Annotated in this window: 16 protein-coding genes and 1 pseudogene; 12 read left to right on the forward strand and 5 right to left on the reverse strand. The window is 68.1% G+C overall.

Going from position 1 to position 16,295, the window contains the following annotated elements:
* Positions 1-163: 163 nt before the first annotated feature.
* The 9 genes from ACIREE_RS35320 (at position 164) to ACIREE_RS35360 (ending at position 8,333) form a co-directional block, all read left to right on the forward strand.
* Positions 164-2,314, forward strand: coding sequence for a PQQ-binding-like beta-propeller repeat protein (locus tag ACIREE_RS35320; RefSeq protein ID WP_404161724.1), 2,151 nt, complete (start codon positions 164-166; stop codon positions 2,312-2,314).
* A 91-nt stretch (positions 2,315-2,405) separates the two neighbouring features.
* Positions 2,406-3,398 carry a ThuA domain-containing protein gene (locus ACIREE_RS35325; RefSeq protein ID WP_404161727.1) on the forward strand — a complete coding sequence of 331 codons (993 nt, stop codon included), beginning with the start codon at positions 2,406-2,408 and terminating at the stop codon, positions 3,396-3,398.
* An 87-nt stretch (positions 3,399-3,485) separates the two neighbouring features.
* Entirely contained in the window at positions 3,486-3,617 is a 132-nt protein-coding gene (gene pqqA / locus ACIREE_RS35330; RefSeq protein ID WP_404161730.1) for a pyrroloquinoline quinone precursor peptide PqqA, read from the forward strand.
* A 9-nt stretch (positions 3,618-3,626) separates the two neighbouring features.
* Positions 3,627-4,526: a pyrroloquinoline quinone biosynthesis protein PqqB gene (gene pqqB, locus ACIREE_RS35335; protein WP_404161733.1), complete on the forward strand. Its 900-nt coding sequence runs from the start codon at positions 3,627-3,629 to the stop codon at positions 4,524-4,526.
* Positions 4,523-5,287, forward strand: coding sequence for a pyrroloquinoline-quinone synthase PqqC (pqqC, locus tag ACIREE_RS35340; protein WP_404161736.1), 765 nt, complete (start codon positions 4,523-4,525; stop codon positions 5,285-5,287). The genes pqqB and pqqC overlap by 4 nt, the downstream gene beginning before the upstream one ends.
* Entirely contained in the window at positions 5,284-5,550 is a 267-nt protein-coding gene (gene pqqD, locus ACIREE_RS35345) for a pyrroloquinoline quinone biosynthesis peptide chaperone PqqD (protein ID WP_404161739.1), read from the forward strand. Before pqqC ends, pqqD begins: the two co-directional genes overlap by 4 nt.
* The gene (gene pqqE / locus ACIREE_RS35350) at positions 5,547-6,644 is read left to right on the forward strand and encodes a pyrroloquinoline quinone biosynthesis protein PqqE (protein ID WP_404161742.1); all 1,098 of its coding nucleotides are present in this window, start codon (positions 5,547-5,549) and stop codon (positions 6,642-6,644) included. Before pqqD ends, pqqE begins: the two co-directional genes overlap by 4 nt.
* Positions 6,645-6,734: 90 nt before the next feature.
* Positions 6,735-7,154, forward strand: a complete 420-nt coding sequence (locus ACIREE_RS35355) for an FKBP-type peptidyl-prolyl cis-trans isomerase (RefSeq protein ID WP_404161745.1) — start codon at positions 6,735-6,737, stop codon at positions 7,152-7,154.
* A 282-nt stretch (positions 7,155-7,436) separates the two neighbouring features.
* Positions 7,437-8,333 carry an alpha/beta fold hydrolase gene (locus tag ACIREE_RS35360; RefSeq protein WP_404161748.1) on the forward strand — a complete coding sequence of 299 codons (897 nt, stop codon included), beginning with the start codon at positions 7,437-7,439 and terminating at the stop codon, positions 8,331-8,333.
* A 234-nt stretch (positions 8,334-8,567) separates the two neighbouring features.
* Here ACIREE_RS35360 and ACIREE_RS35365 read toward each other — a convergent pair whose 3' ends face one another.
* The 3 genes from ACIREE_RS35365 to ACIREE_RS35375 all read right to left on the reverse strand — a co-directional run bounded on the left by ACIREE_RS35365 (position 8,568) and on the right by ACIREE_RS35375 (position 9,855).
* Positions 8,568-8,741, reverse strand: a complete 174-nt coding sequence (locus ACIREE_RS35365; RefSeq protein WP_404161751.1) for an Imm7 family immunity protein — start codon at positions 8,739-8,741, stop codon at positions 8,568-8,570.
* A 27-nt stretch (positions 8,742-8,768) separates the two neighbouring features.
* Positions 8,769-9,257 carry a restriction endonuclease fold toxin gene (locus ACIREE_RS35370; RefSeq protein WP_404161754.1) on the reverse strand — a complete coding sequence of 163 codons (489 nt, stop codon included), beginning with the start codon at positions 9,255-9,257 and terminating at the stop codon, positions 8,769-8,771.
* A gap of 181 nt (positions 9,258-9,438) precedes the next feature.
* Entirely contained in the window at positions 9,439-9,855 is a 417-nt protein-coding gene (locus ACIREE_RS35375) for a hypothetical protein (protein WP_404161756.1), read from the reverse strand.
* A 206-nt stretch (positions 9,856-10,061) separates the two neighbouring features.
* On the opposite strand from ACIREE_RS35375, the gene ACIREE_RS35380 reads away from it, so the two are divergent.
* Positions 10,062-10,499 carry a hypothetical protein gene (locus ACIREE_RS35380; RefSeq protein ID WP_404161758.1) on the forward strand — a complete coding sequence of 146 codons (438 nt, stop codon included), beginning with the start codon at positions 10,062-10,064 and terminating at the stop codon, positions 10,497-10,499.
* An 808-nt stretch (positions 10,500-11,307) separates the two neighbouring features.
* Positions 11,308-12,837: a CoA transferase gene (locus tag ACIREE_RS35385; protein WP_404161761.1), complete on the forward strand. Its 1,530-nt coding sequence runs from the start codon at positions 11,308-11,310 to the stop codon at positions 12,835-12,837.
* Between the two features lie 13 nt (positions 12,838-12,850).
* Here ACIREE_RS35385 and ACIREE_RS35390 read toward each other — a convergent pair whose 3' ends face one another.
* Positions 12,851-14,086, reverse strand: a complete 1,236-nt coding sequence (locus ACIREE_RS35390; RefSeq protein WP_404161764.1) for a lectin — start codon at positions 14,084-14,086, stop codon at positions 12,851-12,853.
* 925 nt (positions 14,087-15,011) lie between these two features.
* On the opposite strand from ACIREE_RS35390, the gene ACIREE_RS35395 reads away from it, so the two are divergent.
* Positions 15,012-15,641 carry a hypothetical protein gene (locus tag ACIREE_RS35395; protein ID WP_404161767.1) on the forward strand — a complete coding sequence of 210 codons (630 nt, stop codon included), beginning with the start codon at positions 15,012-15,014 and terminating at the stop codon, positions 15,639-15,641.
* Between the two features lie 110 nt (positions 15,642-15,751).
* On the opposite strand, the pseudogene ACIREE_RS35400 reads toward ACIREE_RS35395, so the two are convergent.
* Positions 15,752-16,025, reverse strand: a pseudogene (locus ACIREE_RS35400) (IS5/IS1182 family transposase); the annotation flags it as partial.
* Positions 16,026-16,295: the final 270 nt, after the last annotated feature.

Consider the following 16,295-nt stretch of genomic DNA (forward strand, 5'->3'; position numbering starts at 1 on the left):
GGCACATCCCTAACGTAGCTTTCCGCCGATCGGCAACCACCTTGCGGACCGTGCGAACCGTACAGCGGACCATGATCCGTATCTCTCTCCTCCCTCCCCCCACTGAGACTCCTCAGCCCCGTCAATGACGAGTCCGTCAGGCACCCGTCTCGAAAGAGGGACCATGGACAGACGCAGCTTCCTCACGACCACCGCGGCCTCCACCGCGGGCACCGTCGCCCTGCTCAACTCCGGTACGGCGCACGCCGATTCCGCATCGGACTCACTCGCCCGCCCGGTGCCCGCCCAGGCCCACGCGGCCACCGGCAAGGACTTCCCCAAGGCCGGCGGCAATCTGGGCAACCAGAACTACTCCTCGCTCAAGCGCATCGACACCGGCAACGTCCGCAAGCTCGGCGGCGCCTGGCACATGAACCTGGAGAACGGCTCCACCACGACCCACCAGCAGTGCGCCGTCATCGCCCAGAACGGCGTCCTCTACCTGGCCACCACGCAGCAGAACGTCTTCGCCGTCGACGGCCGCACCGGCGCGGTCAAGTGGAAGACCAAGGTCGGCACCGACACCACCAACATGCGCGGCCTCGCGCTCGGCCAGGGCCTGGCCTTCACCATCACCGGTGACAACAAGGTCGTCGCGCTCAACCAGAAGACCGGCGAAATCCAGTGGACGCGCGAGCTGCTCGTCGAGGACCAGGGCGACCCCGACTGCGACCCGGCCAGTGGCCAGTGCGGTGGCAGCAAGGGCGGCCTGGCCGGCGCCGCCGTCTACTGGGACGGTCTGGTCTACATCGGCACCCAGGGCAGCACCGCCGGCGCCCGTGGCCGCGCCTACGCGCTCACAGCGGATACCGGAGAGGTCGCCTGGACATTCTGGGGAGCCCCTGGTCCTGGCGAGTTCGGCCACGACACCTGGGAGGGCGACTCCTGGAAGACCGGCGGCGCCGTCTGCTGGATCCACCCGGCCGTCGACCCCGAACTCGGCCTGGTCTACTGGACGTTCGGCAACCCCTACCCCCGCACCGACGGCTCCACGCGGGGCGGCGACAACCTCTTCGCCAACTGCCTCGTCGCCATGGACGCCAAGACCGGCAAGCGGCGCTGGCACTTCCAGTCCGTCCACCACGACATCTGGGACTACGACGGCGTCATGTCCCCCGTCCTCGCCGATCTCCTGATCAAGGGCAAGAAGAAGCGCGTCGTCGTCTACGGCAGCAAGACCGGCATGTACTACATCCTCGACCGCGCGAACGGCAAGCCCATCCACGGCATGGAGGAGCGCCCGGTCCCCCAGCACGCGGCGCAGAAGACCTCCCCCACCCAGCCGTTCCCCGGCGGCGAGCCCTTCGTCGAGACCGAGCCGCGCCTGGACAAGGCGACCCGGCCCGTGCCCTTCTACCCGACCGGCGGCCTGTTCGAGGCGCACTGGGACCGCGCCACCATCATCTTCCCCGGCGCGGGCGGCGGCGCCGACTGGTCCTCCCCCTCCTTCAGCCACCGAACCGGCCTGGTCTACGTCGGCTACGGCCTGATCAACTCCGCGTACTCCAACACGCACGGCGGCCGCGTCAACACCGCCCGTCCGCTGGGTGAGTACTTCGCCGGAGGCCTGGCCGCGGTCGACCCCCGCACCAACACCGTCGCCTGGCGCCAGGAGGGCGACTGGTCCCTCGCCCACGGCAACGGTGTCCTCAGCACCGCCGGCGGTGTCCTCTTCCAGGGCCGCCCCGACGGGGTGCTCACCGCGCTCGACGACCGCGACGGCAGCGAACTGTGGACGTGGCAGTGCGGCGCCGGCGTCAACACCAGCCCGCTCACCTACGAGATCGACGGCGAGCAGTACGTGGCCGTCCTCGCCGGCGGCAACGGACTGCCCTACCCGGACATCCCCAAGGGCGACCACCTGTGGGCCTTCAAGATCGGTGGCAGGGTCGAGCCGGCCGCCGCTCCCACCCCGCCCTCCAAGCGCAACCAGATCCGCGCCGCCGCCGTCAGTGGCGACACCGCCGACCACACCATCACGCTAGGCCGCACCTGGGACAGCGCCAAGAACGCTCCCGGCACGACGGAGAGCCTCGTGTCCCAGAACGCCATGGCACCCCAGCACCTGGCCATCGCCAAGGGCACGACGGTCACCTTCACCAACCCCGCCGACAACAAGTCCGCACACGGCGCCGTCGCGTTCTTCGAGGCCGAGTTCGACACCGGACTGCTCATGCCGGGCCAGTCCTTCACGTACACCTTCAACACTCCCGGTGAGTACTTCTACAACGACCCCGTCGCCCCGCAGAGCACCGGCAAGATCGTCGTGAAGTGACGGGCCGTCCCGCAGCTCCGACCGCCGGCCCCACAACGCCCGGCTCCTCGTCACACCTCGTACCGCCGCGAGAATCTGTGAGGACCGCCCCATGAGAACAACTCCCCGGCAGAGCCGCCGGATCCGCCCTCTCACCGCTGCCCTGACCGGCGTCGCCGGCACGCTCGGCATCACCGTCGCCCTGGTCGCCACCGGCACCCTCGGCGTGGCCCAGGGCCGCATCGGCCAAGGCGCCCAGGAACTCGGAGACGCCGACTACGGGGTCTGCCGCGGCACCGACGCCCGTTGCTACCACGACTGGGGCAACTTCGACGCTTCCAAGGGCTACAAGGTCCTCCTCTACACACGCACCGCCGGACCCCGCCACGCCAACCTCGGGCCGGCCCTCGCACCAGGCATGAATCCGCCCCTCACCGACGCCAACGTCGTCCAGAAAGCCGTCCAGACGATGGGGCAGAAGAACGGCTTCCAGGTCGACCACACCGAGGACGTCGCCCAACTGGCCTCCCCGTCCACACTCTTCAAGTACAACGCGGTGATCTTCTACTCCACCAGCCGCGACGCGCTCGACGACGCCGCACAGACGTCGCTGCGCCAGTACGTCCGAGGGGGCGGCGGATTCGTCGGCGTCCACAACGCCTTCGGCACCGAGTACAACTGGCCCTGGTACGAAGGCCTGTTGGGCAACGCCAACTTCTACGACCACGGGGCCGCACAGCCCGGAACCGTACAGACGGTCGACCGCAAGGACACCTCCACCAAGAAGCTGCCGTCCACATGGTCCATCGCGGACGAGTGGTACAACCTCGTGCCCGCGCCCACCAAGGTCCGGGTGCTCGCCAAGGTCGACGAGTCCACCCTGGCCAAGGGCGTCACCGGCAACTACAACCACCCCGGGCACGGCAAGAACCACCCGGTCGCCTGGTGCCAGTACTACGACGGCGGCCGCGCGTGGCTCACCACGCTCGGCCACGACGCCAAGGACTTCACCACGGACGGATCCTTCCCCGGAGCGGCCGAGTTCCAGAAGCTCCTGCTGGGCGGCATCGACTCGGCCATGGGCAAGGCCCCCTTCTGCAAGTAGCCCCCGGCAGCGGACCTCCCGTACGCCGGTGACCGCCCGGCCCCAGCCGGGACGGCCTCCACCCTCCCCCATGGAAAGGCAAACACCATGCATGATCACACGCTCCCCGAGACCGGGACCGAGGCACAGCCCGCCGAGCAGACCGGCTGGCAGACGCCCGACTTCACCGTCGTCGACACGGCGATGGAGATCACCGCCTACGCGCTGAGCAGGAAGTAGGCGCCCGCCGTGCTGCTGCGCGTTCTCGGAACCGCGGCAGGCGGCGGCCTCCCCCAGTGGAACTGTGCGTGCCCCGGCTGTGCCGGGGCACGCCGGCACCCCTCCCGCCGCCGCCTGCACGACTCCCTCGCCTTTCACGGCCCCCGGCCCGACACCTGGTTCCTCGCCAACGCCTCCCCGGACATCGCCGAGCAACTGGAGAGCCACCCCAGCCTGCGACCGGACGACGGGAACACCCGCACCCCCGTCGTCCGTGTCGTGCTCACCGACGCCGAACTCGACCACACACTGGGCCTGCTGCGTCTGCGCGAAGCGGCCGAGATCGAGGTGTGGTGCACCGAGCCCGTGCACAAGGCCCTGAACGCCCGTCTGCCGCTGACCGACATCCTCTCCCCCTACACGGCGCTCACCTGGCACGATCTTCCGCTCGCCGGCGCCGGCACTCCGGCCACGATCGCGGGACTGCACGTGAGCGCCCTCCCCCTGTCGGACAAACGGCCTCGCTACGCCGCGGACGAACCCTCCCACCCCGCCTGGAGTACGGCACTGAAGGTGCACGATCCCGGCACCGGCACGAGCGCTCTGTACGCACCGGCGCTCGCCGCCTGGAGTGACCTCCTCGACGGCGCCATCGCCGGATCCGACTGTGTTCTTCTCGACGGCACCTTCGTCGACGAGGACGAGCCTCGCCGCACGGGCATCTCGCAACGCACGGCCTCGGAGATGGGGCACATCCCCATCTCCGGCCCCGAAGGCAGCGCGCATCGTCTGCACCGAACAGGCGGGCAGATCCACTACACCCATCTCAACAACACCAACCCACTGGGCGACCCCGCCGCACCCGAACACGAACAGCTCGCGGACCTCGGTCTGCGCGTGGCCGAGGAAAGGATGGTGGTGACACTGTGACCACGACCGCTCTCAAGAACCTCGCCCCCACCCCGCCCGAACACCGCGGACCCGATGCCGGGCCGTGGGACGCGGACGAGTTGGAGCTTCGGCTGCGCGGTCTGGCGACGGCGCGCTACCACGACCGCCACCCCTTCAACCTGCGCATGCACCTCGGTGAACTCAGCCGGGACGAACTGCGCACCTGGGTCGCCAACCGCTTCTACTACCAGTGCAACATCCCCATCAAGGACGCCTTCATTCTGGCCAAGCTGCAGCAGCCCGCCCACCGCCGCTCCTGGATCCGTCGCATCCAGGACCATGACGGAACAACGGACGTGGAGGGCGGCATCGAACGCTGGCTCCACCTGGGCGAGGCGGTCGGCCTCACCCGGGAGGAACTCCACACCCACCGGCATCTCCTGCCCGGCGTCCGGCTGGCCGTCGATGGATACGTCAACTTCTGCCGCCACGCGAGCGCTCTCGAAGCAGTCGCCTCGTCCCTGACCGAACTGTGCGCCCCCTCGATCATGCTGACCCGCCTGGAGACGTTCCCCCTTCACTATCCGTGGATCGACGTCACCGGCCTGTCCTACTTCGACAAGCGGGTCCCCCAAGGACGGCGTGACGGCAGCGAAGCACTGGCCTGGGTCAAGGAGTGGGCGCTCACCCGCGACCAGCAGGAGCAGGCGCTCGCCGCGGTCTCCTTCAAATGCGACGTGCTCTGGAGCCTCCTCGACAGCGTGCAGGGCGCCGGCGACCGGCCGAAGGACGCTCGATGAAGCGCGACGAGCCCTGGCGTCCGAGGGTGCGCGCATCCGCCGTACTGCGCTACGACAACGCCCGAAAGGTGCATGTCCTCCTGCTCCCCGAACGGGTCGTCGTGCTCCACGGCGCGGGACGAGCGGTCCTGGAGCGGTGCGACGGCAGCCGCACCGTGGAGGAGATCGCCGACACCTTCACCGGCGAGGTCCGCTCAGCACAGGCACGGCGTGAGATCACTTCATTCCTGGACCGGCTCCACGCGGAAGGCTGCCTGCGATGAACCATCCTGCCCCTCCCTGGGCGCTGCTTGCCGAACTCACCCACGCCTGTCCGCTGCACTGCGGCTACTGCTCCAACCCACTGGAACTGACCCGCCGGTCACACGAACTCACCGCCTCCCAGTGGGGCTCCGTCTTCGACCAGGCGGCGGAACTCGGCGTGCTGCACACTCACCTCTCCGGCGGCGAGCCCCTCCTCCGCGGTGACCTGGAGGAGATCACCCGGGCCGCCGCGGAAGCGGGGCTGTACACCCAGTTGGTGACCAGCGGCGAAGGACTCTCGGCACAGCGGCTGGACGCCCTCATCGACGCAGGTCTGCACAGCGTGCAGTTGTCGGTGCAGCACGCCGACCCCGCCACATCCGACGAGCTGGCCGGCCGCCGCTCTTTCGACGCCAAACGCGGCGCGGCCCGCCTGATCAAGGAACGCGGACTGCCGTTCGGACTCAACGTGGTCCTGCACCGGCACAACCTCGACGCCGTGAACGAACTGATCGAGCTGGCGGTCACGTGGCAGGCGGACCGCATCGAACTGGCCAACACACAGTTCTACGGCTGGGGCCTGCTCAACCGCGCCGCCCTCATGCCCACCCGCCCCCAACTCGCCGCCGCCATCGAATCGGTGGAGCGTCGGCGCACACAGCTGGACGGTGTCCTCGACATCACCTGGGTGGTGCCCGACTACTTCTCCGGCACGCCCAAACCGTGCATGGGCGGGTGGGGCTCGATATCTCTCACCGTCACCCCTGACGGGACCACACTGCCCTGCCCGGCGGCCGCGACGCTGCCCGCCCTGAACACCCCCAACGTCGCCGACCACTCACTGCGCTGGATATGGGAGCAGTCGGCGGCTTTCAACGTCTACCGGGGTACCGACTGGATGCCCTCACCCTGCCGCACCTGCGACCGCCGCACCGAAGACTTCGGCGGTTGCCGCTGCCAGGCCCACGCCCTCACAGGAGACGCCGCCCGCACCGACCCTGCTTGCTCTCTCTCCCCCGACCACGCCGCACTCGTGGCCCACACCCAGGTCAGCGAAGCACCGCCCATCATCCCCCGCCGCCCCGGTACCCGCCGCGGCGAGTCGGCATGGTGACTGCCGGTAGCGTGGTCGCCTGCCGCATGGAATGTCCATGTGTCCGGCCGGTCCGTGCAGGGTTTTCCGGTGGCGAGCGAGGGGACCGTGATGAGCGAACTGGCGAAGCCCGCAATTGAGGTTCCGGAGGGGGACGCGCCAACCGAGTTGACGATCCGGGACCTCGTGCTGGGGGACGGACCCGAGGCGCTGCCGGGCAGGGTCGTCCAAGTCCACTATGTAGGCGTTACGTTCGCATCCGGAAGGGAGTTCGACTCTTCCTGGGAGCAGGATCGGCCGTTCAAGTTCGCCGTGGGCGGTGGCAGGGCGATCAAGGGCTGGGACCGGGGCGTGAGGGGAATGAAGGTCGGCGGTCGGCGCGAGATCATCGTTCCCCCGCGTCTTGGTTACGGCAGGCAGTCACCCTCTCCGCTGATCCCGGCGGACTCGACGCTGATCTTCGTCGTGGACCTGCTCACCGTCGCGGGCGGGCCTGCCGGAGCGAGGCCCGGCTCGACCGGCTCGGCCTGAACCTGACGCCCCCGGGCAGAAAATAGCCCTCCCCAGTGATCCACTATCAGGTACGGTGCTTGTCATGTCCTACATGTTCGTCCGTTTGCGGACTGCCTAAGACCTCTACCGCCGTCGTCGCTCAGCGACCGGCCGGCCCTGGAACCGCGATGCGCCTGGTAAGTAACCAGCGCCTGCGTTTCCTCCCTCACGTCTTGGCACGCTTCGGCGGCGCACCGCCCCGGCATCGGCCCCTCAGCCATGTCCGGCCGCGCCGCCCACCGGACCTTAGGACTGACCCGTATGACATCTGTTCCCAGCCACTCCCCCCGCCCTCGACAGGCCGGCACCGCGGACACCACGTTCGTGCTCGTGCACGGTTCGTGCTCCAGCTCGCTGATGTGGGCTTCCGTCCAGCGCGAGCTGGCGCTGCTCGGGCGCCGCAGCCTGGCCGTCGACCTTCCCGGGCACGGCTTCGACGCCCCGTACTCGGCCGCCTACCAGGCCCCGCAGGACCTTGAGGCATGGGCGGCCGAACCGTCCAGCCTGGCAAACGTCACCCTGCAGGACAACATCGACATGGTCGTCGACGTCGTCCGGCGCGTGGCAGAGCACGGGCCGGTGGTCCTGGTCGGCGCCAGCCTCGGCGGTACCACCATCACCGGGGTCGGCAACACGATCCCGGACCTGGTGAACCGGCTCGTCTACATCTCCGCGTGGTCGTGCGTACAGCGTTCCAGCCCCGTCGAGTACATGCAGGAGCCCGAATTCGGCGAGAACCTGCTGGGCCCGCTGTACGCGCTGAACGTCGGCGACCCCGCGAAGCTCGGTGTCGGCCGGGCCAACTACCGCACCGCCGACCCGCATCTGCTGGCCGCGCTCAAAGCGGCGATGATGGCGGACGGCACTGACGAGCAGTTCCTTGCCTTCCTCAACACCCTGCAGCCGGACGAGTCGCTGGCGGTGATGACGGGCGACGCACGCGGCCACGCCGACACCTGGGGCACCGTCGCCCGCACCTACGTCCGTCTCGCCGACGACCGAACCCTGCCCGTGGCCATGCAGGACCGCCTGATCGCCGAATGCGACGCCCTGACCCCGGACAACCCGTACGACGTGCACACCCTGGCCACCAGCCACGTCGGCTTCGTCCTCGAACCAGCGAAACTGGCCGGCATCCTCGCTCAACTGACCGTCTGACCCACCGGAGACCCACCAGGAGGAAACCACCGCCGCGCGAACTGAGGGGGGGCAGCCCGAGGCTGCCCCCCTTGCCGTGAACTGGCCCGGTTGGAGCATGCGATCGCGCCGTCCACGGTCTGGCAGATCCTGCACACGACCGGCGCCGTTCCCACCCCCGCGCGGCAACGACCTGAGCCGGCGAGGATGCCTCACCCCCACATCGACACGATCACCGGTAACGGCCGTCCCAGGTCAATCCTCGATGAGCGGCCGGGCCGGTGAGAGAAACGGATCAAGCCGCATCGTCACCTCGCCGCGCGCCACCTCGACCCGCGCACGCAGTTCGGCGAGGCCCGCGTCCAGAGTTCCGGTGTCGGCCTCCTCCGGCGACTCCGCGATGCCGAACCAGCCGTGAAACTCGTACATGGCCCCCATTCGATGTGTTCCGGTGCGTCACAAAGGGCTGATGTCGATGGCAGGTTCGATGCCATAGCGCCTGCCGCGGTCCCTGATCTTGTTGAGCACCTCTGGGGTCGGCTGGCCCTCGAAGTGGAAATTGGGGATACGACCGGACTCTGTCGCTCGCTCGAACGTCGCCTTGGTCTGGTTGCGGAAGGCGCTGCCCATCTGCATGCCCTCGGGCTTCGTCTGGACCACGTAGTCGTCGACCACTTGCAGTTCGGCGGCCGAGCCGGACCCCGTACGTCGTCGGCGCACCGTCCCGCCGCCCCCGCGTCGTCGGCCAGTCCTTCGGCACGCCGCGCCGCGTTCGCAGCGGCGGCCGCTTCCTTCAGCGAGCCGGGCACCCTTCACCCAGGCACCGGCGCCGCCGGTGGCTATGGGCAATGCGCCGTCGGGAACGAGGGCGCGAAGGCCCTCGCCCGGTTCCTTCATGAAACTGTCCAGCATCTGCTTGCCGGTGCCCCAGGGGTCATTGGCCACCGTGACGAGCCCGGCCCACGGTGCCCCTGACGCCGCCGGGGCCGAAGTGGGTCTGCATGAGCTCGAGTTCATCGCTCCAATCCATGGCGCGCTGAGCATAGGAGAAGACCGCCACCATCTGCACGGCCGGACTCCACATCGCAGGCATCGTCCGCCGGCCCGCCCGGTGATCCAGTGGGGACTACGATCTGGCGATCTCTTGCCGGAGCTGATGAGTGAAGCGACGCAGAAGATCCAACGGCTCTCGGAACTCGGCCCGGCGGTCGTCCCTGCCGTCGGTGGGCCGGGTGCTCCGGACCCGGCGCGCGAGGGCATCGGCAAGATCGACGGTGTCGTTGGAGCAGAGCAGGTAGAGGGCTGAGCGTGCTTCCTGCAGCCGGTCCGCCAACTCGTTGGCCCCCGGACCGTCGTCACTCAGCTGTGTTTCCTTCAGGTAGTCCAGTAGCTGAACTACGGCCGTGTTGAAGCCGATCCCGGCTTTCAGCTTCTGTTCGCGAAGCCACATGCGGTCCTGTCGACGCGCAGTGAACCACGCCCCGAACACCACCCCTACGAGGCCGATAACGGCCCCGATAGCCACGGACAGTAAGTTCTCCACGGTCAGCTCCCCCGACGTACAACAACGCCAGGCTACAGAGGTCGTCGGAGGTACCGCACCCGATGAGCGCAGTCGCAGAGCCATGCCTCAGGATTTCGATCTCGCCCTGCACAGCCTCGACCGCAAGGCCAAGTCAGCAACGCCAGCCGAGTTTCGGGCACCCACAGGCACACGCTGGAGGTGGCCGGAGTTCTAGTCTGTAGTCCATGCATCAACCCAGACGGCGCGACCGGCGCCTTGCTCGCCGCGTGCCGCATGAGCAGTCCCGGCAGCACGCTTCGCAGCTCACGACCACTGGCGCTGATGTAGTTCTGGTCGGCTACTTCTCAGCGAAACAGAAGGACTTCGAAGCACTCATGACCTCGGCAGCCGCAGAGCTTGCAGCGCGGGGCGCTCGGGTCGTCGAGCAAATTGTGCAGCGCCGAGGCGTCTCGGACGGTGGGGTTCAGAAGATGGGTCTGCCCTACTCCTCACGGACCCTGCTGAGCTACGGAAAGGTCCGCGAGGTGGCCCAGGCCTGCAACCAGGCCAATGCTGACGCGGTGATCTTCGTAGCCTCTTTGACCGAGCGCCAGCAGCGCGTGCTGACAGCAATGTTCGGCTGCCCTGCCGTGAGCCTCCCCGACGTCCTCGCCGCCGTCTGACCGCTGACTCGAACGAGGCCTATGCAGCTGGCCCTAGGGTGCGTTTCGAAAGTGGATCAAGCCAGTGTGCCCCTCGAACGATTCGGCCAGGGCGAGCCCGGCATGCAGCACGGTGAACCGGAACCACTCTCCACGTCCTCCAGCAGCCATGCGTGGAGTGCCCCATGATCCGGCACCAGCCACATCCGGCTGCCAACCCAAGCGGGTACGCCGGATGTCTCCGGGGGCACGGATCCTCTGCAGTGACGGTCTGGATCAGGTAGTAGGGCTGTACTTCTACTGATCGGCGTGTGGGTAAGGCCGACGAGGTTCCTCTGGCACAGACGCTTCAGCATCCATCTCCGCAGCCCGCAGCCGCGAGCTCAGCCAGCACCAACGCGACGGTCTCCCGCGTGGTCGCCCACCCGCGACGAATCCTCCTGCGCAGCCCGGCGGGGCTCCGCTCTCCCCCATGGAATCCATGCACCTCGCCACCAGAGTTGCGTTTTGCAACCCTGGCCGACGGGGCCTACGGTAAGAGCGTTGCAAAATACAACACACATGCCATCCCTGTCCGCCGTCCTCCCGAAGGCCACAGGCCTGGATGGACCACGACAATCGGCGTCGCCCTCGGCTACGGGCTCCCTGCCGGTCGCCATGCGAACGTTCGGCTACAGGCACAAGCCGGCCGGTCGGCCGCGAGGAAGGCGTGAGAGGAGATGTCGCGGCCCACCCTCAGGCTCACCGACCTCACTCCGGTCCACCCTCCCCCGCACGACCCGAACCTCCCGGTATCCCCCCACACACAGACCGCAAAGGCTGCCCCTTCATGAGCGCAGAAGAACTCACCGGCCGCATCCAAAGGGCCCTCGCCAACCCGATCGCTCACGACGACGACTTCGACATCCAGCAAGCTCTGCGCGAGGTCCTCGCCCCGGTCGGCCTGCGCCCCGAGGACAGCGGCGGAGAGATCACCTTCATCGGCCGGGACCCGATCGTCCCGAGCATCATGCGGCTGGGCGCCGTCCCCGCCCTCGGCATGACCGCCAAGTCCGTCGCCCTGGCCGCTCTCTGGCGCCGGCGCGGTGGCGAGGGCCAGGACATCACCATGGACCTGCGCAAGGCCCCGCACCGGCTGTGCCCCTTCTACGACAAGAAGTGGGAGCTGCTCAACGGCTACCCGGGCGGCACCCCGTCGGACCCGGCCAACCCGCTCGGCTTCCACTTCTACCAGGCACGCGACGGCCGTTGGGTCATGCCTCTCAACCCCTACCCGAAGATCAAGAACGCCGCCTACAAGCTGCTCCGCACCTGGCCCGAGAAGGAGGCCGTCGCCGACGCCGTCGCGAAGTGGGACGCCGCCGCCCTGGAAAAGGCAGCCGAGGAGATCGGCGTAGTGATGCCGATGCTGCGCACGACCGCGGAGTTCCTCCGAGAACCCGCCTACGAGCACATCGCCCAGGAACCGCTGATCAAGATCGAGAAGATCGGCGACAGCGAGCCCGAACCCCTGCCCGCCGCGGCATCCCAGCCGCTCTCGGGCGTACGTGCCCTCGGCATGGGCCACGTCATCGCCGGCGCCGGCGTCGGCCGGGACCTCGCCCAGCACGGTGCCGACGTGCTGAACATCTGGCGCCCCGACGAGCTGGAACACGACGCCACGTACAACACCGCCAACGTCGGCGTCCGCTCCACCACCATCGACCCCTACAGCCCCGCAGGGCAGGCGCACATCCGTGGTCTGCTGCGCGACGCCGACATCTTCTACGCCAACCGGCGCCCCAGCTACCTGGAGAAGATCGGACTGAGTGCCGAGGAGGCCGCGGCCCTGCGGCCCGGCATCATCCACCTCAGTTTCTCCCTCGCGGGCGAGACCGGCCCGTGGGCCCAGAGCGTCGGCTTCGACCAGACCGCGGGCGCGCTCAGCGGCATCATGCTGATGGAGGGCGAGGACGGTGTCGCCGCCCGGCCGACCAGCACGCCGGCCCTGCCGTACATCAGCGTCGTCAACGACTACGTCCTCTCCTGGCTGGCCACCACCGGCGCCATCGCTGCCCTGATGCGCCGCGCCACGGAAGGAGGCAGCTACCGCATCACCCTCAACCTCACGCGCGTCGCCACCTGGATCCTCAGTCTCGGCGTCTTCGACCGCGACTGGGCCCACGAGACCGCGCTCGACCCCGATCCCGACTCCCCGCACGCCTACCTCGACCCGGACACCTTCACCGCTGACACCCCCTGCGGTCACTACCAGGGCGTCACGGATCAGGTCATCATGTCCAGGACACCCGGCCGCTTCCGCGACATCCTGCTCCCGCGCGGCAGCAGCGCCCCCGTCTGGCTCCCCCGCCACAGCTGAGGCAAGAGCGGGGTCAGCCCACGGTCCACTTCTGGTTGGCGCCGCCCGAGCAGGTCCAGATCTGAAGCCGAGTGCCGTTGGCCGCGTTGTTGCCGGTCACGTCCAGGCACTTGTCGGCCTGCGGGTTGACGATGTCGTTCGCCGAGCTGACCGCCCATTTCTGCGCGGCCGTCCCATTGCAGTCGTAGAGCTGGACCGTGGTGCCGTCCGCGGTGCCGCCGCTGGTCACGTCCAGGCATTTGCCGAGCGCGCGGATCGTGCCGTCGGAGCCGACGGCCCACTTCTGAGCTGCGGAGCCGTTGCAGTCGTAGAGCTGTACGGGGGTGCCGTTGGCGGAGTTCGCCCCGGCGACGTCCACGCACTTGCCCGCGAGGCCCCTGATCGCGCCGCCGGCGGGCGCGTCGCTCGTGGTCACCGACACCGAGTCGACCACCAGTTGGGCGGGGAAGGCCGTGGAGCTGTTGGGATCGCCCGGCCAGTAGCCGCCGACCGCGAGGTTGAGGATCAGGAAGAACGGCTTGTTGAAGGCCCAGGCGCCATTCACGTCGGCGGGCGTGCGCGTCTGGTAGACGACGCCGTCGACCGACCACTTGACCGAGTTGGGGGCCCAGTCGACGGCGAAGGTGTGGAACGCGTCCGCGAAGGCCTGACCGCCGGGCAGCGAGTAGCCGGCGCCTACACCGGCAGATCCGGAGTAGCCGGGGCCGTGAAGAGTGCCGTGGACGGTGGACGGCTCGAAGCCGACGTTCTCCATCACGTCGATCTCACCCGAGTTGGGCCAGCCCACCGACCCGATGTCCGTGCCGAGCATCCAGAAGGCGGGCCACATGCCCTGTCCACGCGGGATCTTCATCCGCGCCTCGACGTGCCCGTACTGGGCGCTGAACTTTCCCGAGGTGTTCAGCCGGGCCGAGGTGTACTGACATGTGCCGTACCAGCACTGGTAGTTGGCCGGGTTCTCCTTCTTGGCCGTGATCACCAGGTGGCCCTGGCCGTCGAGGGCGGCGTTGTTGGTACCGGATGTGTAGTACTGGCGCTCGTGATTGTTGACGTTGTCACCGGTCTCCAGCGTCCACCTCGACGAGTTGACCGCACTACCGGCAGCGCCGTCGAAGGTGTCGGAGAACGTCACCGCGGCGGCGGTGACATCCGATGGTTCCGCGCGCGCCACGCCGGTTGCGGCGGATGCGACCAGCGTGGCGGACAAGGCAGCGAGCAGACATCTGCGAAGCAGGCGGTGGGAGGTCACGTCTCAGTCCTTCCTGGGCGGTCGGGCACGAAGGGGCCGACCGAGGTAAAGGTGAAAGCGTTCGCCTGTTGATTTAAGGAGTGAAGTAAGGGGGAGTCAAGACACTGGTACGGACCAGATATTCACCCTTGCTCCACCGCGTCCAGCGGGTCCAGCGCCGCAGACTGAAGGCCCACGTCAGGAGCATCTCCCGCCCTACGGCCCGCTGAGCGCGGCCGTGTCGTTTCCGACGGTAGAGGCACGGGCCGACACAGGGCCTGACAGCATCACGTGAGCCCCAACAGTGCGTAGAACAAGGCGAGTTGTGACATCTACCTGGTCAACCGAACGCGCCGCCCCGCATCCCCCGCTCAGAGCGTGCATGACCTGAACTGAGTTCGACCCGGATTTCATCTGGGACTGTGCGGCCACCCCGGCGGGGGTGAGGACCGTCGTCAAGATCGGCAACTTCCCGATCAACGCGGTCACGATCGACCCGCAGACGGGCATGGTCCACCAGTACACCGAGGGCGGCCTGTACACGTAGCCACTCGCTCCGCCCTCGACATGCTCGGTGGCCCCGCCCGGAACTGAACCTCACCGCCGCGTGCTTGCCAGGCAACGTCGGCGCGGTGAAGCGGGGCCGGCGCGTTGCCGCCTACACGCTGGATCAGCCGTAGGTTGGTCAGCGGGGATGCACGCCGTAGACACTGAAACGAGAAGCCGCAGCGGGGCGTCCACCACAATGATCCGGTGGCCGCGTGAGCAGGTGCAAGGACAAGTAAGGGCAAGTACTGGGTGGAGGTCACAAGTTCGGGAAGTGCGACGCGCCCCAGACTGTCATCAAGTGCGCCATCCGATGACACGGCACTGACGTGACCGGGCTGCGGCCGCAGGCCCTGACACCTGCGGCCGCAGCCCGCACCCCAGGAATCGGAGGGGCAAGTTGAACATTGACGGAATCAGGTGGCTGGCCGACAGATGTCCCACCTGGTCTGGCTACTGCATCCATCTGGCACGCGGGCTCACGGCCGCCGAGCTGGTCGATCGCATCGCACGAGGCTCCGCCCCCGGGCAGCTGGGCGAATACACCGCCGAGGGCATCGAGGCGTACGTCAGCTCCCGGGGCCGGGAAACGGCGGCCGTACGCTACGGCACCCACGGCGACCTCGCGTTCACGGTCGCCCATGGTTATTGGCCCGGTGAACTCGGTCCCGGCTACAGCAGCGACCTCTCCCGCAACAGCGGCGAGGAGGTCTTCGAGCTCTACTACGAGACCCAGAACCCGAAGGCTCCGCCGCCCCAATTCGCCTTCTATCGAGACGGCGCATACGCATGCGGCTTCCACATGTACATGCACACTTGGTCGCATGAGATCACCGGCCCGGACGCCGCGCTCATCCGAACCGACATCGCGGCAGCCGGAATCCACGACGAGACCACACGCGAAACGGCCCACCGCAAATCTCTGGCTGTCGTCGAGAACCGGTTCACCCTCACCCTGCCCATGGAACGGATTCTGCACGCCCCGCTGCCCGCGGCATTGGTCTACGGACACCACGAACCATCCCCTTGATCGCGATTCCCGGGACACTGTTCCTGGCAATGGTCATCGGCAGCTACTCGCGGCACGTGATCGGCTGGTCCACCGCCGACCATGTGCGCACACAACGCGTCACCGACGCGATCGGAGCCGCCAGCCCTTGGGACACGCATGGTCCCGCCAGCTCTTCGATGCGCCTTGTCCGCCCAGCACTTGAGCCCGCATCGGCGAGGGTTGCGACGATTCCGTGCCGTCGCGCCGCGGTCAGATCGTGGGTCGAACCCGGTAGTGCCGGTGACGCCCCAAGCAGTAAGGGGTGTCTGCGGCGATGCGATCGATGGGCAGCAGCGACCCGTCGACGATGACGCACGCCTTCTCTCGGATCGTCGTCATCGCCTCGCTCAAGGTCGACGCCAGGGGGGGCTCATTGAACGTAGAAGCCGGGTCCTTCTTCACGTTGCAGATCCTGTCGGGGCATGTCGGGGTAGTCGTTGTCCCCCGGGCCCGGATCGGGTCTCCGCGCGCCTTCGCAGCTGTGGCAGAACATGACGGATCCGTCACCGGCACGGGTGAGCGCGACAGAGCGGCTACGTAGCACTTCTGAAAGGCCGTCACGTACGTGGCGATCCTGGAGTCGGTCCAGGTGACCGGGCTGGTCGCCGGGTTCAACCGGCGGACGGGACGGCT

Origin of the sequence: Streptomyces sp. NPDC102467 (genome assembly GCF_044765445.1) — a bacterium.
Classification (GTDB): Bacteria; Actinomycetota; Actinomycetes; order Streptomycetales; family Streptomycetaceae; genus Streptomyces.